This is a genomic window from Microcoleus sp. AR_TQ3_B6 (genome assembly GCF_036702785.1).
Classification (GTDB): domain Bacteria; phylum Cyanobacteriota; class Cyanobacteriia; order Cyanobacteriales; family Microcoleaceae; genus Microcoleus.
This window is the reverse complement of record NZ_JAUBVJ010000043.1, coordinates 47,877-70,473: the sequence shown is the minus strand read 5'-3', so window position 1 is coordinate 70,473 and position 22,597 is coordinate 47,877. Positions and strand designations below refer to the sequence as shown.

The window sequence follows — 22,597 nt, the reverse complement described above, 5'->3', positions numbered from 1 at the left end:
GGCATGGCCACCCACACCGGCCCCGACTTCGGCGGCGACCCCGGCGGCTTCGGCGGCGGCAGCGGCACCGGCGGCAGGCCCGGCAGCAACGGCGGCTTCGGCGGCGGCGGCGGTGCTGGACTAGGAGGGGGCATCTTTGTCCGCAGTGGTTCTTTAACCCTCAACAACACCACCTTTACGGGCAATACCGCTACCGGTGGGACGGGACCTAACTCAGGTCAGGGCTTGGGTGGGGCAATCTTCATCATGCAATCCACCACCAATACTAACCGCAACAACCAGGGAATGCCTTCGGTCCTCCCCACCGTCAATTCTTTCGGAACTCTCACCTTCAGCGGCAACAGTGCGGCTAACGATGCCGGGACATCAACCAACAATGATAATGTTTACGGTACGATTAATATCACCAGCCTGAATACTCCCCCCGTCGCCAACCCCGACAGTGTCAGCGCCACGCCAAACACACCTATTAACATTTCAGTTAACACTTTACTTGCCAACGACACCGATGCCAACGGCGACCCCCTAACCCTCACCGGTGTCAGCAACTTCACGGGAGGCACAGCCGTCCTCAACGATAACGGCACACCCAGGAGCAGTGCTGATGACTACATTACCTTCACCCCAACGACTGGCTTCAGTGGCAGCGCCAGCTTTGACTACAGCATCAGCGACGGCAACGGCGGCACCAGCAGTGCTACGGTTATTGTCGCCGTCGGGACTGTCCAAAACGGTGGTCATGGTCCCGATACCCTCACCGGCAATGCCGGGAACGACATCTTGATTGGCGGCAATGGTCCCGATACCCTCATCGGCAATGCCGGGGACGACACCTTGATTGGCGGCAATGGCACTGACTTGCTATTGGGGAATGCAGGTGACGACTTACTCTATGGCGGCAATGGCACTGACACCTTGAGAGGGGGACTGGGCAACGACACCTTAACAGGTGGCTCTGGCGGCGATGTCTTCGTGTTTGCCTCCGGCGATGGCACCGATACGATTACTGACTTTAATTTGAGCAACGATAAAATCGGTCTGACTGGTGGTTTGACCTTTGAGAATCTCTCGTTCTCGGGTAATAATATTATTTTCGGTACTGAAGTTTTGGCCGTCCTGACTGGGGTGAATACGAATACTCTGACTGCCTCGAATTTCCTCACTGTTTAGGGACTGCCAACGAAGGTGAGGGCGAGTTTTGTCGGGAGGAAGGGAATTTTGCAAGACAAGGGAATTTTGATGCGTTGATGCACTGACTTCATCGCGCGCCCGCTTCTCCCACATCCGCATAATTTTTTCAGCATTTTGTTTAAGACGGTCAGACACTTTGTTGGATATCGATTCTGATTTTCTGCATGAGTGGCTGTTGAGAAAGCATTATACAGGACTTTCCAGGTAATATAAGTGAGGTACACAGAAGCCGGGTTTCAGCAAGAAACTCGGCTTCTGGGGTGTACTTGATAAAGGTGGAATCTGCTGTAATTACTGCATTAAACCCGCAATGATACAGCATTTTTTAGGTAAGTGAGGTAAATAGCTTTCGATAGAGGACACAGGAGTGCCGTTTCCCTACAGCGCTCGCTTGAGTGCTGTACTTCATCAACGTGGAATCTGCTGTATTAATACTCATCACGACAATTGCGGTATTAAAGAGAAGGAGGGAATGCTATCGAGTCAAGCTAATCGCCTCAGCGCGATGTAATTTCTAGATCGGAAACTTGAGCGATCGTGTCAATAACAAAAGAAGAGTTGGCGTAGATTTTTGAGGTAAGGTTATGGTCGATAGGATTTATTGATGTTTACCTACTTATTGAAGTTTCCACGCAATTAGACCAACCAGCGCAATCAGACCTAAGGCTCTCCGAAAGTAATTAACGCCTTGAAATAATTCTTCCCAAGCCCAAGTAAACAAAGAGCCAAAGGCTACTAGCTCCAACGCTAAATTAATTTGCCCTGTTGGAACAACGAGCTTTAATAAACTAGCTACAATCCCGACAATCAGCGGTAGATTTGGCGGCTGAGCTATAACAATTTGGCCTTCGCTGTCCCGGAACGTGCGATCGAACAATGTATTTTCCATGAGTTTCTCCTCTCACTGTAATAAAAGGTATGAATTGATTTCAATGACTTACACAAATTTTTCTTGATAACAACGAATCCAAGCCATTATTAGATTATTGCCAAGAAAAAACAGTGATGACCACCACATGAGCGTAGAATTTATCTAGCAGTTTTTATTACATCTCTGCCAGCCATTCCCAGCATCAGTATCCCAGAATTAGAGGGAACTTGCATTAATGAAGCTGTTGGGAGAGAAAAAGTCATGTTTTTATTAGGGTCATTTCACTTACTTATGAGTGTTTTTATCATTGAGGTTGACTGGTTAGGCTATTCTTTGATAGTAAATTTAAAAAAATTAAATATCATCTATCGATGGGAACAGTTTAAATTAGAAAGTTATCTATAATTAGACAGCAATTCACAGGTCTAAACCTTTGGGTGAAGCAGGCTTGAATCTCAGTTCGCAGTGCAGTAATTTCTGCTGGCAGAGCTTGAATTGATTTGGCGACTGCTAGTTCTGCTCGATCGCTCGATCGCATCCTGACTAAAAAAAATGTTGCCCGGGTTGCCGTCAAATAACCACATACCCCGATCGCACGCAACGCCAGCAAAAAACAAAGCACCCCCCCTGACGCTGTTTTCGGAAAGTAATCAGAGCAGATCGCGGTCAATCGATTTTCGAAAATCGATTTGAGATTTGAGATTGACCCCACGGATAAATGCTCTTTCTTGAGGATTTTCGAAAATCGATTTGAGATTTGAGATTGACTTGCGCGAGATAAATGCTCTTTCTTGAGGATTTTCGAAAATCGATTTGGGATTGATTCCACGGATAAATCACGTGGCGGGTACCACCTTTGAAATTCTTCGTCATCACCCCGCCTGGTAAGAGAGTTTCAGAGGACGAGAAATTTGATGCCGAAATCCAAGATAAAGACAATCGAAATGGTGATGCAGATCGCTTCTAGTAGAGGAGTCAGTGCCCAAATTAGCTCAACATGGGATGCCAAAGATTACATCTGTTCGAGTTCCACTCCAGTGATTTCCTGCAGCCTATTTGACTGCTATTAAGCACACAGTTTTTTGACGTTGGGCAACTGGCTAAGCTCATCCAGCCACCTCCGCAGTTTCGGCGTTTGAGCGGTAATCGCCTCAAACTCTGGAGTTTGGGAAAGGTACATCAAGATCGGAATCAGATAGAAATCAGCAATGCTCGCTTCGCTGCCGAGCAGATAGGCGCTACCTGCAGCTAGCGACTCGATCGCCTCTAGAGCCGTTTGTGCAGGCGCGATCGCATTTTTGACTTTAGCCTCATCAGTCTTACGCCCCAGACTCGGCAAAATCAGTCGCTGAACCACAATGCTGCCAATGGCAGGGGCAAACAAATAGCTATCAATAATCGCCATGATTTGACGCATCCGAGCTTGGAGCATGGGCTCGGAAAAGCTAAACTTGCGATCGGCTAAAGTGGCATCCAGGTATTCGGTAATAACAGCCGTTTCGTAGAGCAGTTCTCCATTTACTTCAATAGTGGGGACTTTACCAAGAAGCTGGGTTTAAAGCCCGGTTCTTAAGGACGGCTTTTAAATTATAGCGACAATCGCTCATAAAGTGTTAAGATAATTGCATGATAACACTAGAGTTTAAGTTAAAAGGCAAGCTAGCGCAATATCGGATCGTTGACGATATGATCCGCACAGCGCAGTTTGTCAGAAACAAGGCTCTACGTTATTGGATCGATAATGAAGGAGTTAAGTTGTCCGACCTATACAAGCAATGTGCCGTGATGGCGCGTGAGTTTGAATGGGCGGGAAAACTTAATTCGATGGCGCGTCAGGCTTCTGCTGAACGTGCCATTTTTGCTATTGGGCGTTTTTTTGCTAACTGTAAGGCGAAGAAACCTGGGAAAAAGGGTTACCCGCAGTTCAAGAAACACACTCGCTGTGTAGAGTACAAAACAACAGGCTGGAAGCTTTCTGCTGACAAAAGGAGTCTAACTTTTATCGACGGCTTTGCAGCAGGGACATTTAAATTGGTCGGCTCTCGTGATTTGCATTTTTATGCACCTACCGAGATTAAGCGAGTCAGAGTTGTACGACGTGCCGACGGCTACTATGTTCAGTTCTGTATCAGCGTAGAGCGGACTGAGGAAGCTGTACCCACGGGTAAGTCTATTGGGATAGATGTGGGGTTGAACCACTTCTACACAGACAGCAATGGAAATACTGCACCCAACCCTCGTTATCTTCGCAAAAGTGAAAAAGCTCTAAAAAGAGCGCAAAAACGAGTCTCCCGGAAGAAAAAGGGTTCTAAAAACCGCAAAAAAGCGATTAACAGACTAGGAAAAAAACATCTGAAAGTTGGTAGGCAGCGTAAAGACTTCGCCGTTAAGACGGCATTGTGCGTAGTGAAATCTAGCGATTTCGTAGCCTACGAAGATTTGCAGGTGAGGAACATGGTAAAGAATCACAAACTTGCTAAATCAATTAGCGATGCAGCGTGGGATCAATTCGCTCAATGGTTGCAATACTTTGGAAAAGTGTATGGCAAGACAGTAATTGCTGTTGCTCCTGTGTACACTTCTCAAGATTGCTCTGCCTGTGGAAATGCTGTTAAAAAATCGTTATCGGTTCGGACTCACGTTTGTAGTTGCGGTGCAGTACTAGACCGCGACCACAACGCAGCGCTGAATATTTTAGCGAAAGGATTGAAACAAGCGGGAATCGTTTTAAATACGGTGGGGCACACCGAAATTAACGCTTGGGGACAGACCGACCTCTACTCGTTGGTGGTGACATCAGCGAGCAAGCCGACTGGTTGAGCCAAGAATCCTCGCACCTTTAGGTCGAGGAGTGTCAACAAAGGGATTCTTAGCAAGGTACTCTGCGGACTTGTTTTCACCATTCAAGATATCAACCCTGTGCAGGGTATAGTCTACGGCTATTTCCTCAAGCAGCAGCCGGACGGTACGGACATAGGTACTGACCGGTGTTCCGTACACAACAAGTTTTGACATGATTTATAGAGCCTTAATCAAAAATTTAGCCGTAGTTAAAAATACTTTACTCGCACCTATTCCTAACGATTGACGCTGCTCATATCCGGGTAGCGATCGCCCGCCGCAATTCCTAATGGCAGGGCTGTGGCGATCTGGTCTAGTTCTGCTTGAGTCAGTGTCACAGCGGCTGCTGCAATGTTTTCTTCTAAATAAGTGCGGCGTTTGGTGCCTGGAATTGGCACAATGTCCTCGCCTTGGGCTAATACCCATGCCAGGGCCAACTGTCCAGCTTTGATGCCCTTAGCGGCGGCCATCTGCTCTATCTGCTCGACTAACTCGAGATTTTGCTGGAGATTATCGGCTTGAAAGCGAGGATATCGCTGGGCCCGATAGTCTCCCTCAGATAACGTGTCGAGGCTCTTGATTTTGCCTGTGAGAAACCCGCGCCCCAGAGGGCTATAAGGCACAAACCCAATCCCTAGCTCTCGGCAGGTGGGCAAAATCTCGGATTCTGGCTCCCGACTCCACAGCGAATATTCAGTCTGGAGTGCGGAAATAGGATGCACTGCCATTGCACGGCGGATCGTGGCGCTGGCGGCTTCGGAAAGGCCAAGGTAGCGAACTTTCCCGGCTTGGACGAGCTTCGCCATTGCACCTACGGTTTCTTCGATGGGAGTGTTTGGATCGACTCGGTGCTGATAGTAAAGATCGATCGTATCTACGCCCAGACGCTTGAGACTGGCATCACAGCAAGAGCGGACATATTCGGGTTTGCCATTCACGCCCTGAAAGCTGCCGTCGCTACCGCGTACATTGCCAAACTTGGTGGCGATGATGACTCGATCTCGATTCCCTTTAATTGCTTTGCCGACCAACTCTTCATTGTGACCCACACCGTACATATCAGCCGTGTCGAGCAACGTCACGCCTAGCTCTAAGGCGCGATGAATGGTGGCGATCGCTTCTGACTCATCGGCTATGCCGTAGAACTCGGACATACCCATACAGCCGAGTCCTAACTCTGAGACTACTAATCCTTGATTGCCGAGTTTTCGCTGTTTCATGATGTTTTCCTATTAGTCTAAAGTTCTTGAGGTGTCGGAGGGATGATGATTTCATTCACATCAACATCACCGGGCTGCTCAATGGCACAGGCGATCGCACGGCCAAAGGCATCTGCCTCAATGGCGATCGCATAAAATTCATTCATGCTCGAATGTTTGAGCTATTTCGGTTCTTAGCGGCTGCTGACTCCATCAGTCGTGCGTCCGCTCATTTCACTCGCCTCGATGCGGTAGATTGCGATCGCTTCTGAACGTCCCTGAGCATCAATCCAGCTTCGATTGATAGCAGGTAAACTACCCACACTAAGCTGAGGCTATAGTGTGGGCTTTTGGTAGCCCTCCAGTTATCTCGCAAGATAACCAGGAACCTCTAGGCTGGTTTACGGTCAGCCCCAATAGTGCAATCATCTTTGAGCCATTTTCATCCGCGTCTCCAATCCAACCACAAACCTTGTTGCTGCACTTAAAACGTTTTTCGGTTCTTACGCCAATATGCAGACAACAATGACAACTTTGGCTTGTATAGGCTGGATTGACAGCGATTACCTCAATCCCTTCGGAGATTCCTTTGTATTCAAGAAACGTTTTTAACTGATAAAAAGCCCAGGCATTAGACCGTCTTCTTTCAGTTTTGTTTCTGGGTTGAGAGTTAGTTCGTCCCCGAATCCCCGTTAAATCTTCTATAGAAACGAAGGATTGAGTCTGTTTTGCCTCACAAATAATCGCTTTTGAGATGTTATGGTTTAGCCAGGTTTGGTACCTTCTTTCGCGTCCCGATAACCGTTTCAGAATCTGTCTAGCCCTACGGCGAGTAGACCTTGTGCCTTGGGATGTTTTCTTTTGCAAAGAAGCCCGAACCCGACTGTATTTATCTCTAGTTTTTTGAATTTCCTTACCCGACCAGGATTTACCTGTGCTGGTAACTGCAATATCTCTGGGTCCCAGATCGACACCGATGACGTTAGTTGCCTTAATAGTTTTCGGAGATTCTAACTTTAGCTGAATGTGGACATACCAACAACCGTCTTTGTGTAAACAAACTTGAGCCGAAGTAGGGTTTTGTCCAGCTAACTTGCCGCGATGGTAATTGCTAGCTCTTAGAGGAACGGTTAACCGTTTACCTGTTGTAGAAATGCTAACCGTCCAATTTGACTCAACGAAACTAAAAGTCCTAGCATCACAATCAAAGCTAGTGGGCTTAAAGCTCTTGACCTTTTTCCCTTTCTGTTTTGCCGTTAGGCGATTGGCTCCTACTCTGGCACAAGCTCTAACAACGTGGTTAGCCGTTAACCCAAACTGGTCTTTTACATTTTTGTAGCAGACGGCTTGGATTGAGTTTCTGTTGGTTAGGTTAGGATTAATATTGTGATTAATCCAATTACAAGCTGACGCGAAAGCACTAGCCGTATCCAACAACAATTGCTGCTTTTCGGTACTAACTTGAAGCTTGACAACTAGCGTCAGAACTTGGTTCATCCTTAACAAAAACTCACTAACATGATTATAGCTTAATTTTTAAGGTTGCGCTACCGCGCGTTTATTGTTTGTCGGAATTCCTCTCGCCGCTAAACTTCGTTATAGCGGGAGCCTCCTTGCGACATTAAGGTGAAAGTCAATGATTGGAGTCAGCAGCCTGTTGAGAAAACGATCGCCTCACAAATCTTCTGCCCGCTTAATTGATGCTTTTTTACCCGCAGCTACGCTAGCAACAACCAAACAGGCCGTGACTAGGGCGATCGGCTCCAGAGTTTCACCAAGCAACATTGCCGAAGCTAGGATCGTCAAAAATGGTTGCAATAACTGAATTTGCCCTACCCGGGCAACTCCACCAATTGCCATACCGTGATACCAGGCAAAAAATGCGATAAATTGACTGACAACACTCACATAAGCAAAACCGAGCCAGGCTATCGGTGAAGCTATCAACCCTTGTTTTAAGACCACAAATATTGTTGGCAAAACCTCGAAAGGAGCTACAATCACCAAGGCCCAACTGATAACTTGCCATCCACCTAAAATCGGAGCTAATCGCCCACCTTCACCATAGGCAAAAGCAGCAGCAATTACAGATCCAAACAAAGCTAAATCTGCGGGATGAAGCTGGCCAGCGCCACTAATAATTCCAAAAAGAACAACGGTTGTACTACCGACAATGCTAGCAATCCAGAAGCTGAAATCAGGGCGATCGCCAGCTCGCAAAAACCCTGCTATCGCTGTTGCTAAAGGCAACAATCCCAACACCACAGCACCGTGGGCGGCAGGTACTTGCTGCATTGCCCAAGCCGATAGTACCGGAAATCCCAAAACAACTCCCAATCCGACAACTAATAAACTCCGAAGTTGCTGTTTTGAGGGAATGGGTTGATGCGTTATCCGCAGAGTAAAGGCTGCTAGTATAGCTGCTACTAATCCGCGTCCTAAGCCTACAAAAAGCGGGTCTAAATCTATCACAGCGGCTCTGGTTGCAGGTAAGGTCAAGCTAAATCCAACTACACCCAAAAAACCGTAGATTAAGCCGATAGTTTCCGAATTCAAGTGAAGATTTTTCCAGTAGGATCTCATTGAGTCTCCAATATTGATTAATTTAGGGCGATCGGTGGCGCACCTTACCCATATTACTTCTGAACGTAGCAATTCTGCTCTTACCCCAAATGCTACAATAATAACTTGGGAACTTCTCTTTCTTTCTTAACTCTGCGTACTCTGTGTTCTCGGCGGTAAAAAAAAATACTCATGTTGAAAGTTTACGAATATTTTCTCTCTGGGAAGTGCTCCAAAATCCGCTTGCTTTTAACTCAGCTTAATATTTAATTTGCGGGACGCGAAATTGATATTTTTAAAGGATAAAGTCGAATAACTGAGTTTTTGCTGAAACCTCCTAACGGGCGTATTCATGTTTGAGAAATAGAACGGGCTGAATTTTTATTTAAATCAAAGGCAATTATGTGTTATTTGAGTGAAGGAACAGAGTTTTTATCGAGTGATAAATTTGAACGAGCTCAAGTCATGCAGCGGTTATTTTTTGGGCAGTACAGTCACGAACCTTTTATTGATACTTCTCGTTTTGGCTATTTGACGGGGAAAGCACAAGAATATCAGGAAGCACTTAAACAAAAACAAGCACCGGGTTATGGTGCTTTGGGGGTGATGGAACAGCATTTAGCAAACCATGATTTTTTTACAGGCGATCGCTATACTATTGCTGACATCGGTTTATTTACTTACACTCACTTTGCGGGCGAAGGCGGATTTGATTTAACCAAATTTCCAACAACTCAAACTTGGATAAATCGAGTAAAAAATCCAGATCTATAGAAGTTCTCAAGCGTGGTGAGGTATGCCCTATGCCCGTGGGCCCGTGAGCCCGTGAGCCACATAGTACCTCATGTTACTGAGAAAGGCTATATATCTCAACCTCACACAATTAAATTGAATTTAAATGAGGCTAAACATACTATAAGTCTAGAACATTACCCTCACCTTTCTCAGTTGTATAAAGTAATAAGTGCTGCGCCTTGACGAGTAAGTTTTTACGCGGCTGTAAAACACTTGTTAAGCGTATGGCTGGGTAGAAAAAAAACCTTATGGAGGTTGAGTTACTGCGGCAGCTCTTCATCTGTTTCGAAAATGTTTTGTTTCATGGCAAAGCCGTTGAGAATTATGTCTCGAATCAGTGATACTTCGGCATCCAGGCTTTTGGCGTGCTCTTCGTATTTTGCTGCCGCACTTTGTAAATTGTAATTTCCCATTCGCTCAGACATTTGACGGAAAAATATGACTTTTTCCTCCATTATTCGAGCTGCCGACCATAACGCCTTCTCTAAATTCTGAGTTTGCTCTGCCAGAAATGTATCAGCCGTAAAGGAGTGCCCCGTGTGACAGCGAAACCGCAGCGGCTCTGATTTGTCAACTTGCCAGAGGCTGCCGTTGCATTCAGGGCAGGTGTAAGTTGTCCGAGTCCCGATCGCTTCTACATTCTCTAAAAGCTCCTCAGTATTCAGTTGCTGTTGAGCAATGTTAGATTCAATTTCGATCTCTTCGGTCATCGGGTAGGCCTCTTGCTCGGCAGCAGGTTGCTTGGATAACTGCACTAGCAGGTGTGGGATTTCTGCCAGTGGCAGGCAGCGATCGACCTTCACATATCGCAAGGCACTCTTTGGCATGCTGGGGTATTCTGCTTCTTTGGGATCTTGGACGATCGCCACTCCGCCCCGTTTCTTGATTGCCTGCAATCCCACCGTGCCATCATCCAGATAGCCAGTCAGTACCACACCCACCACCCTTGAACCATAAGCACGAGCCGCTGAACGAAATAACGTATCGATCGCGGGTCGAAATCTATTTTCTTTAGGCCCATGCACCACGCGCATTGAGCCTTGATTGAGCAACAGGTGATAATCGGGCGGCGCGACGTAGATTCGCCCTTTTTGAATTGGCTCTCCGTCGGACGCGTGAGATGCCGGCAGAGAGCTTACATCTGCCAGAATTTTGGGAAGAATGCTGGGCTTATCGGCTGGGAGGTGCTGAACAATAAAGATGGAAGCATCTATGTCATTCGGCAGACTACCGACGATCGCGCCCAGTGCTTTGAGTCCGCCTGCGGAAGCTCCAATAACGATAATGTCGTGTCCAGGCATAAATTCCTTTTTTCTAGTGACTGAAACCAGCCTAATATTATCTATAGCGGTTCTCAAGCGTGGTGAGGTATGCCCTATGCCTTATGCCTGAGGCCAGATCGTACCTCATGTTACTGAAAAAGGTTATATGTTTTTTTTATTTTTTAGCACAAATTGGTTGATGTTTAGCAGCAGTTACAAAATGGTCGTCAAGGCTAAAACCTGGATTCGACAGTGCTTTGAGTTCTAAATATTTTTGCTCGCAGGCATAACTCTTTAATGTAAGTTAGAGTACGAACTACTATAGATAGACTCTGGCAATTTTACTGTAAGGCGCCGCTGCCCACCTTACCCTATCAATAGCCTAAAAAACGATTTATTGAGTTAGTCCTATTTACAAATAACTCACGGCTACATCTTGCCTAATTTCGCTCGATATCCTCGCAGCCTCTGCAACTTTCAATGCGTACAAACTACTGGCATTACTCACGTACAAAGGCGTACCGTTTAATAAAAATTCTAACACCATATCGGTGTCTTTGGCAAACAAGCCGCGCCGCGTTCCCACTTCGAGCGATCGCCGATTTTCTCCCTGAATTAATTGACCGGATTCTGGCGTAAAAACCAGGGTTCCTGCTTCACCGTAGATGGTAAAAACGTTTTCAGGCTGCCAAAAAATCTCTCCTTTGCCGTAAACAGTTTCAGCGACAAGGCCATTGGCAAAGCGCAACTGTGCATTGCACAAACAAGCTTTGTATAAATCCGGCTGAGTGTCCCAAAATTGCGCTTGACAGTTAACGCTTGTCACTTCCCCGAACAAATCAGTAAATCGCTGCAGTCGCGAGATTGCACCAACTAACGGAAACCCAAAGAGGGAATGTTGATAAGTCCACCGCTGCGGCGCTGGATGTTTAGGAGTAATAGTAGCGTAGCGGGCATAAAAAACTTTACCGACTAATGGCAAAGATTTTTTGATTGCTTGGTGTAAACCGCCTAACAGTTCGATGTGTTCGATGTGGAGGAGTTTTTGCTTTTGGGCTGCAAGGGAGATCGCCCTTTCTGCTTCTGATACATCTAAAGATAGAGGATATTCCACCACAACGTGCTTGTCATTTTCTAGCGCCGCCCGGACGATCGCCCCGTGATCCCGGTTCACCGTAGAGACGATTACCAAATCTAAATCGTCTCTTTCTACCAGCTTGCGCCAAGAAACCGCAGCTTCGGCCCCGAACCTCTGACAAAATGCTGCTGTTTTCTCCGGGTTGTGGCCCGCAACTGCTACCAAGTTCGATCGCCCATCAGCTTGAACCGTCTCGGCCCTCAACTTAGCCGCAAAACCAGTACCCACAATCCCCACGCGAATTGGAGAATTAACCGAAAAACCAGAGCGAGTATTAATCAGAGTCATAGGATTTTAGATTTTAGATTTTAGATTTTAGATTTTAGCTAAGTAGGTAAGCTAAAAAAAACCATAATATCCTGTAGGGTCTTGTAGGCGATCGAAAGCGGCAAGGATATATAGTAAAAGCCAGTTTATGGGCGCAAAACCCACCTTTAGCCAGCTTATGTTTATTTCCACTTACTTAGTTACAGACTTGCGTTGCAGGGGTTTAGGGTTCCATCGCCCAGATTTTAGGCGGCAGGGACTTGGCGCAAGCTGCAAATCTTGCTGAAACTCGTGAGACACACCGCATACCAACAACCCGATTTTTGTGCTGTACGCCTCAAAACAGGATTTTTCCCAGAAACCGGCTTGTTTTGCGCAAGTCTTGCGGCAACAGTATCACAAGGCTGAAGCCAACATAGGTATAAGTAATCAAGATGAAATTAGAAAAAGTTATAACTAATCCCATTCAAATTTTTTGTAAATGAGTGTTGCAACCTTGCTTCTTTCCCCTAATATCATAGAGGGAACGAACCTAAGACCTAACCTCAAAGCTAATAGAGCCTTGAAGGTTGCATTAGGAAAAATTATCAATCTTGTTGAATTTTTGAGAGGATTTAGTGCATGGCAACTTACAAAGTTACCCTCGTCAACGAAACCGAAGGAATTAACCAGACCATTGACGTTGATGACGATACTTACATTCTTGATGCTGCTGAAGAAGCAGGAATCGACCTCCCCTACTCTTGTCGCGCTGGTGCTTGCTCCACCTGCGCCGGCAAACTCATATCAGGCACAATTGACCAATCCGACCAATCTTTCTTGGACGACGAGCAAATCGAGGCCGGATTTGTTCTCACCTGCGTCGCCTATCCCATGTCTGACTGCACCATAGAAACTCACAAAGAAGAAGAACTGTACTAAAAAGGTGGCCGTCAGCCATCTGCTCTAGCTCCCAGCTATGGATTAATAGCAGTTTGAGGCTATAACTGACCGAATAATTTTAGATTTTAGATAGCAGATTTTAGTTAACTCGTAAAATCCTGTCTAGAATCTAAAATCTAAAATCTCAAAATTTTAGGACTTGCGCTAAAGATTCGGAAAAATCCGGGATTGAGATTGCTTGGCTCCTGCTTGCATTCGATAGTTTTTACGCAAGTCCTCACTCAATTTTGGGTGTTTAATTTTATGGGTGTCAAAATTTAATGGCATCGCTGAGCGGCACAACTTGAGCGCCGGGAAAATAAAAGCCCAGAATTCGAGAGCCATTCCAGCCCAAATTAGCTAAATTGTAAGAACCAGTCTGACTCATTCCCACCCCGTGCCCGAAACCGCCTCCGACAAAAGCATAACCGTTGAGAGTTTTGTCTGGATTGTAAATTGGTTCGAGGTAAAAAAGCGTGCTAATCGGCGGGTAAAAAGCATTGCGAATCTCGTCTTTGTCGATATCAATGGGACCCAAGTCAGTTTGAACCTTCATTTTCAAAACACGACCGGCAGGCGACCTTTCCACCACTTGCACCTGAGTGAGAGTTTTAAAATTAGCCAGCGGGTGCTGTTTTTTCTGAAGATACTGTTTGAGAAATCCACCAATCGCTGTCAAAGAAGCTGGTTCGCGCCAGCGAAACGTGTCTTCTTTTTCCTCATTAAACCCTTTTTCCAAACTGATAAAGCGGCGGAAATTGTTTTCGTCAGACAAACTCTGCTTGGACAAATCCCAAATATTATTAGGCGAATCGACGATCGATCGCAAATATGGACGTTCCGCGCCCTCCCACACATCGCCAAAAGTCGCTGTCACGCCGCCGCTAGACGCGGAATAGAGCGCGTCAACCAACTGATTTTGATAAGTTAGCACCAAACCAGTCGTTTCGGCGATCGCCTTATCACTTTGCGGGTAAACTTCAGTCAAACCCTTATAAACTTGACAGTTAACATCAGCGCACAACTCATAATTATCCACAGCAAACCGGCGCAAATTTCTCAGGGCGTAGGTTCTCGCTAAAATCGTTTGAGCGACAATCGCAGCGTAAGGCGAAAAGGCCCCAATTTCGTGAGGAACAACACCCCGCAAATAAGTTTCAGTCGGCACTTGATTCACCAAAGTATAAGTGCCGTAAGCATTTTTTTGCAGGCGCAAACTGCCGCCATAACGGTGAGTTTGTTGAATAGCTTTTTCTGGTTCAGTAGCTGTCGCCTCTTGGGTGGTTTGTTCAAATACCTCAATCACATTTTTCCCCGCCGTCACATCCAACTCATTGCGGTTGAAACGAAAGCCGTTTAAAACCCAAAATGCCTGGGGTATTTGTTTAAAAACTTTGGAATCCAAAAAAGCTGTTTTGTTCCCTTGAGCTTGCAAACTTTGCAACAGCCAGCGCCGCACCAAAGGAGAGTTGTAAGTATCTCTTTTCGCCCAAACTTGCCAGCGAAAAGGTTGAGCAATTTCTACCTCAATTCCCTTAGCCCGCCACTGATTGGCGCTATCTTCTGCACTCTCGAAACTGCGGTGAGAACTCAGTACCACTCGTTCTTCTACTAAGGGCGATTCCAGCGGTTTCGGGGCTATTTCTAACTTGACGCTAGCAGCAGTTTTGGTTTCTATGCCTTGAGGAGTTTTGTAACGCAAAGTTAAGCTGTCGCCCGGTAATGCTTTCAGCGTCAGTTTGTCGGTTGCTTTGGTGCCAAACCGCTGCACCACGCCGATTTTGATGGGTCTATTTTGGGGAGTTTGGGCGTAGGCCGCAGCGCCCAAAAGGGGCAACAGGCACAGTGCGGTGAAAACAGTGCTGGAAATGCAGCTAAACCATTTGTAATTGGGAGTTGGAGGTGCTTGAGCGAACACGGTTATCTGTCTCGCGATAGTTGAAATTGAGGGATTTTTGATTGTACGTTAGCACATTTGACCGCTGCTATAGGGAAATTCCGGAAGATAGGCCAATACGCTTGAGCTAGCCGTGGGTGTGTCGCCTGAGATAAATCCCTAAAAAAAAGCGACAATCTCGCAGCGACGCACCTTGCAAAATAGTTGTGCTCTCAGAAACCGGGTTTCTTCGTAGATTTCTCGCTACTAAACACAAAATTTCCTAGAAACCCGGTTTCTAGCCTCCCATGAGAAGCCCTGAAACTATCCAAACTTTAGGTACAGGTGCGTCACCACTCGAAAAGTCGATATGCAAGTTGGGGATTTTCTGTGGCGACGCACCCTAGGACTACTTTAAATAGAGTATTGAAGGCGATTTATGAAAAGGCATGAAAATTTTGTCAGGGCATCCTGCCGAGAAATAACCTCTAACCAGACAACCGTCAGGGCATTAAGTCCCTGAGTTCCCCAAAGTTAGGAAGGTATGGAGCGACCAAAAAACGAACAACAACCCTGTGCTTGACAAGGCTAAACAATAATTTTATATTCAACCTAGAGAAGTAGTCAAAATATCTCGTGCAACACCAAGCCATCAAAGTTAGAATCTATCCAACGCAAAGCCAAGAACAAAAATTGGCTCAAGCATTTGGTTGTTCGCGTTGGTGGTGGAATTTTGCCCTAAATAAGTCGATCGAGACTTACAAACAAACAGGTAAAGGAATAGGACAAGTAGCACTAAATTCTTTATTGCCAAAACTCAAGCAGCAAGAAGAAACATCTTGGTTGGCTGATTGCTACAGTCAGGTATTGCAGGCTACTACTCTCAAATTAGTTACAGCTTATAAAAATTTCTTTGAGGGTCGAAGCCGATTTCCCAAATTCAAGTCAAAGAAAAGTAAGCAATCTATTCAATACCCTCAAAACGTCAAAATATTAGCCAATAACACTATTAAGATTCCTGGTGAAGTCGGGGAAGTGAGAGCTAAAATTCATCGACAGATTGATGGAAAAGTGAAAACCGTTACCTGAGCAAAACACCTGCTGGAAAATATTTTGCCTCGATATTGCTTGAGACGGAAGGAGAAAACCCACGGATCTCAACTGAGGGCAAGGTAATAGGTATTGACTTAGGCGTTAAGGACTTTGCAGTAACTCACGATGGAGAGAAAGTATATAAATATAGCAATCCCAAACATTTAGCTGTGCATGAAAAAAATCTCAAGAGGAAACAGCAAAAATTAGCCAGAAAAAAAGATGGTAGTAACTCAAGGTTCAAAGCAAAAAAAATAGCCTCTAGGGTATACGAGCGAGTATCAAACGCACGTCAAGATTTTCTACACAAGCTTTCGCATAAGCTAGTCAACGAAAACCAAGTTGTCGTTGTAGAGAATCTTAATGTCAAAGGCATGGTGCGAAATCATAGCTTAGCTAAAGCAATATCTGATTGTGGATGGGGAATTTTCACTAATTTTTTAGCCTATAAATTAGAACGTAAGGCGGGAAAGTTAGTAGAGATAAATAGATGGTTCCCTAGTTCCAAACTCTGTTCTAATTGTTTCTATCAAATAGATGAAATGCCGCTGGATGTAAGGGACTGGACTTGTCCCCATTGTGGCACTCATCACGATCGAGATGGAAACGCTGCTGCAAATAATAGAACAGAAGGAATCAGAATGCTACAGACGGATGGAACAGCCGTTTCTGCTGTAGGAGGGGAAGTAAGACCTCATAGCGGGCGTCAGTCTGTTTTGAGGCATTCGCCTGTGAGTACAGAAGCCCCCATCAAGCCGCTTGCGGTTAGTGGCGGGTAGTTCACATTCTTGTATCAGCTTGTCTGTTAGATCGCTCTATTTGATTATTTCCCCACTCAAACAGTCTCAAAGCATCACTTGCCGATCGCTCTAATTTTATCAATTTCTATGCTTGGTTTAGTTGTTGTTACGCTACTCCCCTTATAATCATATCGACCACTATAATGCTCAACAGAATTATACTATTAATAATAAAAATAGCCATAATTTTTAAATTTCTATTTTGTATTGCTAACAACTATTCTAATTCCTCTTGTATTTTTAAATTTCTATTGAGTAGTGCTAACAATTTTTCTAATTCCTCTTGTTGTTGGTCGCAAATTTTTCTGATTTCTTTGGCGCTCTGCTTTAAAGCTTTAATCTCCTCAGATTGTTCCATTATTTCTGGTAATTTAGCCTTGTCCCATTGGCGGACAAAAGGCACTAAATAATCGTGAACAAGTTGGTAGCGTTTCGGAGTTCCCGGCACTTCTAATACCAATCCCGATTTAACGATTATCTCTAAAACTAACTCTAATTCTACTAACTCTATTCGTAAACTTGCTGCTAATTCAGCAAAATTTTTCTGAGGACGAGTGTTGTTTTCATCCGTCAGTAAATACAACACAACTTTGGCAATATTTTGATTCTCCTTACCACAATCTGCGATAACTTCATCTAAAAACTCCTCAACCAGTTTGACCTTAGCCTGACTGCCAAGTTGCTGATATTCACTCAGTCGAGTAATCTGCCTTTTTTCCAGTTGCAATCCCACGATTTGCAGTTCGATCGGCCGTACTTCTCCCACTTCACCTGCTAAATCTGCTACCAGTGCGTTTACCAAATCATCGTCCAAGTAAAATTGAGATCCTTTTGTTAATGTTTGAACAATAGCTTTCGCATCTGAAATTGAGAAATTTCCCAAGTAATAGCAGATTTTTTTCGTGAGAATGTCGTTATCAATAATATATAAATTGGTAGCGCGATTGAACTCTAACAAGTAGAAAAGATAATCTTCCCGCAGCGAGAAGATAATTTTGAGCTCGCTAATCTGATTTAAACATTCAGCCAGAAAATCATATAACTCTTGCCTAGCAATTGGATCTCGATAAGCAAAGAAAAATTCCTCAAACTGGTCAAAGATTAATACAGTTAATAAATTACGGTCTTGATTCAGTCGCAACTGTTCTAAAATAGCTGTCGGAGTGTCGATCGCCCCTGACAAATTCACAGCTTTTAATTGTTCAATTCCTGCTTTCAAAGACTCACCGCAATCCCTCACCCAATCATGATATGATTGCAATAAAATAGGCAATATGTCCCGCGCTTCAAAGGTTGTCAGTTGCAGTGCCGGAACTAACCATGCCTGAATTATCGAACTTTTTCCTACCCCAGATTGTCCGTGAACGATCGTCAGCTTGCAAGCAGGTATACGTATCCGTTTACTGAGCTCTTTAATATCGTGCGATCGCCCGGAAGCTGCTTCAATTTCCTCAATAATTTCAGCTTTTGACTTACCGGATTCTAAACCGATGTCAATTATTTGTTGCGGCGACTGCAAGCGGCTGGCACCGATAAAAGCTTGCAGTCGATATTTGCTTTTAACTGCTTGTTGTTCTAGTTTAATGTGAAATGCTTTTAAATATTCGCTTTGCTCAAAATAGAGAGTTCTCAACTCTTCTAAAATCCTCAAATAAAGCTGCACGTCATCTTGAGGCTGTGTAATTTCTTTCGCTTGTGTTAAAGTTTCTATAATCTCAAGAGGGGAAAATACAGACTCACTCCCCCCCTTAGCAAGGGGGGGCTGGGGGGGGTTAACTGTCGAACAGGGGATAAGATTTCGCTGCGCTTTTGCCAAAAGTAGCAGATACAAACCAGTCTCTTTTTTATTTATTCCTGCTTGCGCCAAAACAGACAATGCTAATTTAGCCGATTCGCAAGCTTTTTCCCACTGAGATTGTTGCAGCGCCACCTCAGCCAAAAAGCCGTAATCTTCAGCTACTTGACTCGGAGTACCGTAAATTTCGTGCATTTCTAAGGCTTTGACTGCTAAAGTTTGCAACTCTTCCCAAGCTTGTAAAAGTCGCAGCACTTCGCCAAGTTCGCTAATACATTTAGCCGCTAAATCATTTCGTTGTGCTTGCTCAAAACTCTCCAGAGATTGCTGTAAATACTTTCTAGCTTCGCGCCAATAATCTTGATTTCCTGCCCGGTGCAATTCCGCTTTGCGGTTGTAAGCTTGGGCAATTTTCTGGCAGACAATTCCTTGCCTTTCCCACTGCTGATTTTGCTGCCAAAATGTCAAACTTTGCTGATAATGTTCTAGTGCTAAATCTATTAGACTTTTATGAAAGGCAACTAAACCCCCAATAAATAGCCAACTTGCGTGCAATTCTGGGTTTAATGTTTCTCCCAAACTTGACAGGTCATTCCTCAGGGACTCAATTTTACAGTCATCTAATTTGAAATTCTCAGCATTAGCAAAAGCTTGCTCTGCTTTTTGCCACAACAAATTCATCAAATCATCGGGCGGCATGGTAAACTGAATTGGGGGAGGAGCCCAAGACTTCAAATCACTCGCCGATCGACTAAATTTAGACAGTACAGCATCCGTCACCCATAATATCAAAGGAAAAGCAAAATCTTGCTTGAATTGGTCTCGCGCTCGATTAGCCCCAGCCAGGAGGTCATCAATGGCCACCACCGATTCTATACCGACAATTATTAAAGCTTTCGGCGGTTGCTCTTGGACGGCATTGAGAATGGTTTGATAAAGTGTTTTAGTCGCAGGTTCGAGGACTAATTCTTGATATTCAACAGTCGAGCGATCGCGCAATTTGTCCAGCATTGCCGAACGCAAGCTAGCATAATTGCAGCGCACTATAGTTAAAGAAAAACTTCCTTGAAAGCGGGCGATCGTCCGTACCAAAGTAGAGAGCGATCGCTCATTTTCTGCTGCAATATCTTCGGCTAGATTTGAGTTTATCATAATCTCACGAATTGTGCTGCTGCCACAGCTTAAATTTGTCAGTTTCCATCAACAGCGGATTCAACGCAAACCAAATTCCTTGAAGGTCTACATATTCAAAAACCCACAGGTTTCGCAGCAAGTCTTGGTATTCTTTATCTCCCTTAATGCTTTGTTCTTTCACAACCTTAAACAGTAATTCCCACTCATCATTATCAATGCCGCGAATCAGAGTGTCGCGGGCACTGCGAATCACTGATTTCAAAACACTTTGCGAAATAGGAGGGTCATCTTGCTGCAAGCAACCAAACAGCATCCCCATCAAGTTTCGCAGATGACCTCCGCTGACACGACACAATTCATCTAAAGTTTCAGGACTGTCAAAAACTTCGGTAATTAATGTAATATATTCCTCGGTTGGCACATCGGGAAAAGCCCGCGACATCACCATGCGCCGCAGCAAATTCATCCCCTCAACACATTCGCTGCCGTCTCTATTCTTTACTGGTACCATCGGCAAAACTTTCGGGTCAACTCCGCCTCCCAAGCGATTTTTCAAAATTTCACTTTCATTGCCAAAAATCAATCCCAGCGGCAGGGTATAAACTAAATGGCAATTCAGTTGCCGCAACTGATCGCCCCGGTCAATAAAGATATATTCTGGCAACAGTCGCCCCGCTGCATTGGGTCGAAAAACTATCCGGTCTAAGTTGTCAACAATCACCACCAATCCTTCTTTACTCCGCTGCTTTAGCTGATTAATGGCTACATCAATAATTTCTTGATTGATCAGTTCTAACATTTTATTCGCTTGCGGTTCCATGTACTGTCTCAGTTTAGATCGCAAGTCGGGATTGCTTTTGGTTTTGGCAATGATTTTGGCGATGCCTAAAGGCAGAGAAACTTCCAGATTTCCGTCTGTATTGCCCTTGATTTTGTTGCCAAAAAGTTCTCCTTCGGCTTCTAAAGTCACAGGGGTTTGTAAAAAATTCCAACTATTTTTTAAGAATTCTTTAAAACCCTGGGGCTGCAAGGAAATTTTGTTCTCTTCCAAGCTTTGGGTGACTCGCCGGGCGATCGCCAACATGATATCTGTCAAATCGAGATCCATTTGATCGAGGTCTTGTGTTGACTCGAAGTAAACTACATGAAATCCCTGATCTGTCAACTCTTTTTGCAGTCGCGACAATTCAGTAGACTTTCCGCAACCAATATGTCCGGTAAACAATTGGCAACTCGGTTTATCTGATGACGAACGGCTAATTGTCCGTTTGAGTACGTCAATAATTTTCTCGCCACGCACCTTAGAAAAATCAATGTAATACCGCCGATCTTCGGCATTGCCTAATTTTAGGGACTCAGTGGAGTTGCAGGCATTCCAGAATTTATCGAAATCTAGGTTCATAAAATTTTCTATCATTAGTTATTGTAGTTATTGTAGGGTGGGTCAGGGCTGAATGTCTTTACCAGAGACTAAACATTTTTGCCGCTAAGTACCCTACGGTTAGTTAGCTGACCACCCATACGTTCAAGACTATTAGTGTGAACCTGGATGCTGTTTCCAATATTGCCAGGCGGCATAGGCTAAGGTGACAGCGCCGGTCACAATCGCAGATTCATCAACTTCAAATTGCGGGTGATGGAGGGGATAGTTGGGTTTGTCAGTCAGTCCCACTCCTAAGCGAAACATGGTTCCCGGTGCGTGTTCTAAGTACATCGAAAAATCTTCGGCGCCGAGGGATGGTTCTGGTAAAATTTGGACGCGCGATCGCCCTAAAGCTTCTAAAGCCGCACTTTCGACTAATTGTGTGAGTTTTGGGTCGTTTTGGACTCCGGGCACGCCGCGCTTGTAGGTGAGTTCGTACTTAGCGCCGTAAGTCGCGCAAACGCTGGAGACAATTTGTTCGATCCAAGCCGGCAGGTTCTCGTGGGTTTCCGGATGCAGCGATCGCACGGTTCCCAATAATTTTACTCGATCGGCAATCACGTTCGGCGCTCGTCCGCCGCTTATTTGCCCGATCGTCAAAACCACAGGCCTCAAAGGATTTTGGGTGCGGCTAATTGCCTGCTGCAAGGTGGTAATTATCTGAGAAGCAATCCAAATTGCGTCGATCGCCTCGTGGGGACGCGCACCGTGGCCGGATTCGCCCATCACAATCAATTCTAGGTCATCTGCAGCCGCCGTCAGTGCCCCGTGGCGGATACCGACGCAACCGCCGGGAATCGTCGGGAAAACGTGCACTCCGAGGATGCCGGCAACATCTTGCATCGCCCCGTCTTTTATCATCCAGTGAGCACCTTGGGCAATCTCTTCTGCTGGCTGAAACAAGAAGCGGACGTGACCGGGCAGTTTTTCTTCTAGCTGAGACAATATCATGGCTGCGCCCAAACCGACGGTGGTGTGGATGTCGTGGCCGCAGGCGTGCATGACTCCTTCGTTGCGGGAGGCAAATTCTAAGTTTGTGCGTTCTTGAATCGGTAAAGCGTCCATATCGGTGCGAATTGCCAGCCACCGGGAGTCGCTGCTGTGGCCTTTGAGTTCGCCGAGCACTCCTGTTTTGCCGATTCCTTCGATGGCGTGAACTCCGCTGGATGCGAGAACTCCGGCTACGTAGGCGGCGGTTTGATATTCTTGGCCGCTGAGTTCGGGGTGGGAGTGGATGTGCCGGCGTATTTCGATTAAGCGGGGTGCTAGGGTGGCGGCTACTTCTTTGATGCGAGAAAGCATGAATTTAGTTGGGGAGTGCGGTACAAGTTGTAGTCAACTAGGGTAACGCATATGTTTGGGGGCGAACAGGGTTATAAGGCACAAAAGTGCGATCGGGCTTTTAGATGGCCATGCTATTTTGTTGGTGA

19 protein-coding genes and 1 pseudogene are annotated in these 22,597 nt (G+C 45.4%); 5 read left to right on the top strand and 15 right to left on the bottom strand.

What is annotated here, in order from left to right:
* A partial coding sequence (locus tag QUB56_RS20490) for an Ig-like domain-containing protein (protein ID WP_332957659.1) occupies window positions 1-1,170 on the top strand: 1,170 nt, incomplete at its 5' end.
* Between the two features lie 637 nt (window positions 1,171-1,807).
* Here QUB56_RS20490 and QUB56_RS20485 read toward each other — a convergent pair.
* The 3 genes from QUB56_RS20485 to QUB56_RS20475 all read right to left on the bottom strand — a co-directional run bounded on the left by QUB56_RS20485 (window position 1,808) and on the right by QUB56_RS20475 (window position 3,494).
* On the bottom strand, window positions 1,808-2,080 hold the full coding sequence (locus QUB56_RS20485; RefSeq protein WP_332957658.1) for a hypothetical protein: 273 nt from the start codon (window positions 2,078-2,080) through the stop codon (window positions 1,808-1,810).
* A 364-nt stretch (window positions 2,081-2,444) separates the two neighbouring features.
* Entirely contained in the window at window positions 2,445-2,672 is a 228-nt protein-coding gene (locus tag QUB56_RS20480) for a hypothetical protein (protein ID WP_332957657.1), read from the bottom strand.
* A 456-nt stretch (window positions 2,673-3,128) separates the two neighbouring features.
* Window positions 3,129-3,494, bottom strand: coding sequence for a glutathione S-transferase C-terminal domain-containing protein (locus tag QUB56_RS20475; protein ID WP_332957656.1), 366 nt, complete (start codon window positions 3,492-3,494; stop codon window positions 3,129-3,131).
* 194 nt (window positions 3,495-3,688) lie between these two features.
* Between QUB56_RS20475 and QUB56_RS20470 the strand changes: the two genes are divergently transcribed.
* Window positions 3,689-4,882 carry a transposase gene (locus QUB56_RS20470; protein ID WP_332957654.1) on the top strand — a complete coding sequence of 398 codons (1,194 nt, stop codon included), beginning with the start codon at window positions 3,689-3,691 and terminating at the stop codon, window positions 4,880-4,882.
* Here the strand turns inward: QUB56_RS20470 and QUB56_RS20465 are convergent.
* The 6 genes from QUB56_RS20465 to QUB56_RS20440 form a co-directional block, all read right to left on the bottom strand.
* Window positions 4,859-5,077 (bottom strand): glutathione S-transferase N-terminal domain-containing protein, encoded by a 219-nt coding sequence (locus QUB56_RS20465; protein ID WP_332957652.1) that lies wholly within the window; start codon window positions 5,075-5,077, stop codon window positions 4,859-4,861. The genes QUB56_RS20470 and QUB56_RS20465 overlap by 24 nt on opposite strands.
* A gap of 62 nt (window positions 5,078-5,139) precedes the next feature.
* Window positions 5,140-6,123, bottom strand: coding sequence for an aldo/keto reductase (locus QUB56_RS20460; protein WP_332957651.1), 984 nt, complete (start codon window positions 6,121-6,123; stop codon window positions 5,140-5,142).
* Window positions 6,124-6,140: 17 nt separating this feature from the next.
* On the bottom strand, window positions 6,141-6,269 hold the full coding sequence (locus tag QUB56_RS20455; RefSeq protein WP_445243376.1) for a hypothetical protein: 129 nt from the start codon (window positions 6,267-6,269) through the stop codon (window positions 6,141-6,143).
* Between the two features lie 27 nt (window positions 6,270-6,296).
* On the bottom strand, window positions 6,297-6,425 hold the full coding sequence (locus QUB56_RS20450; protein WP_332957650.1) for a hypothetical protein: 129 nt from the start codon (window positions 6,423-6,425) through the stop codon (window positions 6,297-6,299).
* A 1-nt stretch (window position 6,426) separates the two neighbouring features.
* Window positions 6,427-7,599, bottom strand: coding sequence for an RNA-guided endonuclease TnpB family protein (locus QUB56_RS20445; RefSeq protein WP_332957649.1), 1,173 nt, complete (start codon window positions 7,597-7,599; stop codon window positions 6,427-6,429).
* 177 nt (window positions 7,600-7,776) lie between these two features.
* Window positions 7,777-8,685 (bottom strand): DMT family transporter, encoded by a 909-nt coding sequence (locus QUB56_RS20440; RefSeq protein WP_332957648.1) that lies wholly within the window; start codon window positions 8,683-8,685, stop codon window positions 7,777-7,779.
* A 381-nt stretch (window positions 8,686-9,066) separates the two neighbouring features.
* On the opposite strand from QUB56_RS20440, the gene QUB56_RS20435 reads away from it, so the two are divergent.
* On the top strand, window positions 9,067-9,438 hold the full coding sequence (locus QUB56_RS20435) for a glutathione binding-like protein (protein ID WP_332957646.1): 372 nt from the start codon (window positions 9,067-9,069) through the stop codon (window positions 9,436-9,438).
* Window positions 9,439-9,719: 281 nt separating this feature from the next.
* On the opposite strand, the gene QUB56_RS20430 is transcribed toward QUB56_RS20435, so the two are convergent.
* Together QUB56_RS20430 and QUB56_RS20425 are read right to left on the bottom strand one after the other, a co-directional pair.
* Window positions 9,720-10,760, bottom strand: coding sequence for a chemotaxis protein CheB (locus QUB56_RS20430; protein WP_332957645.1), 1,041 nt, complete (start codon window positions 10,758-10,760; stop codon window positions 9,720-9,722).
* Between the two features lie 373 nt (window positions 10,761-11,133).
* Window positions 11,134-12,147: a Gfo/Idh/MocA family oxidoreductase gene (locus QUB56_RS20425; RefSeq protein ID WP_332957644.1), complete on the bottom strand. Its 1,014-nt coding sequence runs from the start codon at window positions 12,145-12,147 to the stop codon at window positions 11,134-11,136.
* A gap of 600 nt (window positions 12,148-12,747) precedes the next feature.
* On the opposite strand from QUB56_RS20425, the gene QUB56_RS20420 reads away from it, so the two are divergent.
* The gene (locus tag QUB56_RS20420) at window positions 12,748-13,047 is read left to right on the top strand and encodes a ferredoxin (protein ID WP_332957643.1); all 300 of its coding nucleotides are present in this window, start codon (window positions 12,748-12,750) and stop codon (window positions 13,045-13,047) included.
* A 271-nt stretch (window positions 13,048-13,318) separates the two neighbouring features.
* On the opposite strand, the gene QUB56_RS20415 is transcribed toward QUB56_RS20420, so the two are convergent.
* On the bottom strand, window positions 13,319-14,965 hold the full coding sequence (locus QUB56_RS20415) for a SpoIID/LytB domain-containing protein (RefSeq protein ID WP_332957642.1): 1,647 nt from the start codon (window positions 14,963-14,965) through the stop codon (window positions 13,319-13,321).
* 594 nt (window positions 14,966-15,559) lie between these two features.
* Between QUB56_RS20415 and QUB56_RS20410 the strand changes: the two are divergent.
* Window positions 15,560-16,794: pseudogene (locus QUB56_RS20410) on the top strand (RNA-guided endonuclease InsQ/TnpB family protein).
* A gap of 238 nt (window positions 16,795-17,032) precedes the next feature.
* Here QUB56_RS20410 and QUB56_RS20405 read toward each other — a convergent pair.
* From QUB56_RS20405 to QUB56_RS20395, 3 genes are all read right to left on the bottom strand, one after another.
* On the bottom strand, window positions 17,033-19,762 hold the full coding sequence (locus QUB56_RS20405; protein WP_332957641.1) for an ATP-binding protein: 2,730 nt from the start codon (window positions 19,760-19,762) through the stop codon (window positions 17,033-17,035).
* A 4-nt stretch (window positions 19,763-19,766) separates the two neighbouring features.
* Window positions 19,767-21,146: an ATP-binding protein gene (locus QUB56_RS20400; protein ID WP_332957660.1), complete on the bottom strand. Its 1,380-nt coding sequence runs from the start codon at window positions 21,144-21,146 to the stop codon at window positions 19,767-19,769.
* A gap of 132 nt (window positions 21,147-21,278) precedes the next feature.
* The gene (locus QUB56_RS20395) at window positions 21,279-22,469 is read right to left on the bottom strand and encodes a M20 family metallopeptidase (protein WP_332957640.1); all 1,191 of its coding nucleotides are present in this window, start codon (window positions 22,467-22,469) and stop codon (window positions 21,279-21,281) included.
* Between the last annotated feature and the right edge of the window lie 128 nt (window positions 22,470-22,597).

Coding starts and splice junctions, on each gene's coding strand:
- QUB56_RS20405 (WP_332957641.1), bottom strand. CDS start 19,762: ATGATAAACTCAAATCTAGCCGAAGATATTGCAGCAGAAAATGAGCGA.
- QUB56_RS20430 (WP_332957645.1), bottom strand. CDS start 10,760: ATGCCTGGACACGACATTATCGTTATTGGAGCTTCCGCAGGCGGACTC.
- QUB56_RS20455 (WP_445243376.1), bottom strand. CDS start 6,269: ATGAATGAATTTTATGCGATCGCCATTGAGGCAGATGCCTTTGGCCGT.
- QUB56_RS20420 (WP_332957643.1), top strand. CDS start 12,748: ATGGCAACTTACAAAGTTACCCTCGTCAACGAAACCGAAGGAATTAAC.
- QUB56_RS20465 (WP_332957652.1), bottom strand. CDS start 5,077: ATGTCAAAACTTGTTGTGTACGGAACACCGGTCAGTACCTATGTCCGT.
- QUB56_RS20425 (WP_332957644.1), bottom strand. CDS start 12,147: ATGACTCTGATTAATACTCGCTCTGGTTTTTCGGTTAATTCTCCAATT.
- QUB56_RS20475 (WP_332957656.1), bottom strand. CDS start 3,494: ATGCTCCAAGCTCGGATGCGTCAAATCATGGCGATTATTGATAGCTAT.
- QUB56_RS20435 (WP_332957646.1), top strand. CDS start 9,067: ATGTGTTATTTGAGTGAAGGAACAGAGTTTTTATCGAGTGATAAATTT.
- QUB56_RS20485 (WP_332957658.1), bottom strand. CDS start 2,080: ATGGAAAATACATTGTTCGATCGCACGTTCCGGGACAGCGAAGGCCAA.
- QUB56_RS20440 (WP_332957648.1), bottom strand. CDS start 8,685: ATGAGATCCTACTGGAAAAATCTTCACTTGAATTCGGAAACTATCGGC.
- QUB56_RS20470 (WP_332957654.1), top strand. CDS start 3,689: ATGATAACACTAGAGTTTAAGTTAAAAGGCAAGCTAGCGCAATATCGG.
- QUB56_RS20445 (WP_332957649.1), bottom strand. CDS start 7,599: ATGAACCAAGTTCTGACGCTAGTTGTCAAGCTTCAAGTTAGTACCGAA.
- QUB56_RS20395 (WP_332957640.1), bottom strand. CDS start 22,469: ATGCTTTCTCGCATCAAAGAAGTAGCCGCCACCCTAGCACCCCGCTTA.
- QUB56_RS20400 (WP_332957660.1), bottom strand. CDS start 21,146: ATGAACCTAGATTTCGATAAATTCTGGAATGCCTGCAACTCCACTGAG.
- QUB56_RS20460 (WP_332957651.1), bottom strand. CDS start 6,123: ATGAAACAGCGAAAACTCGGCAATCAAGGATTAGTAGTCTCAGAGTTA.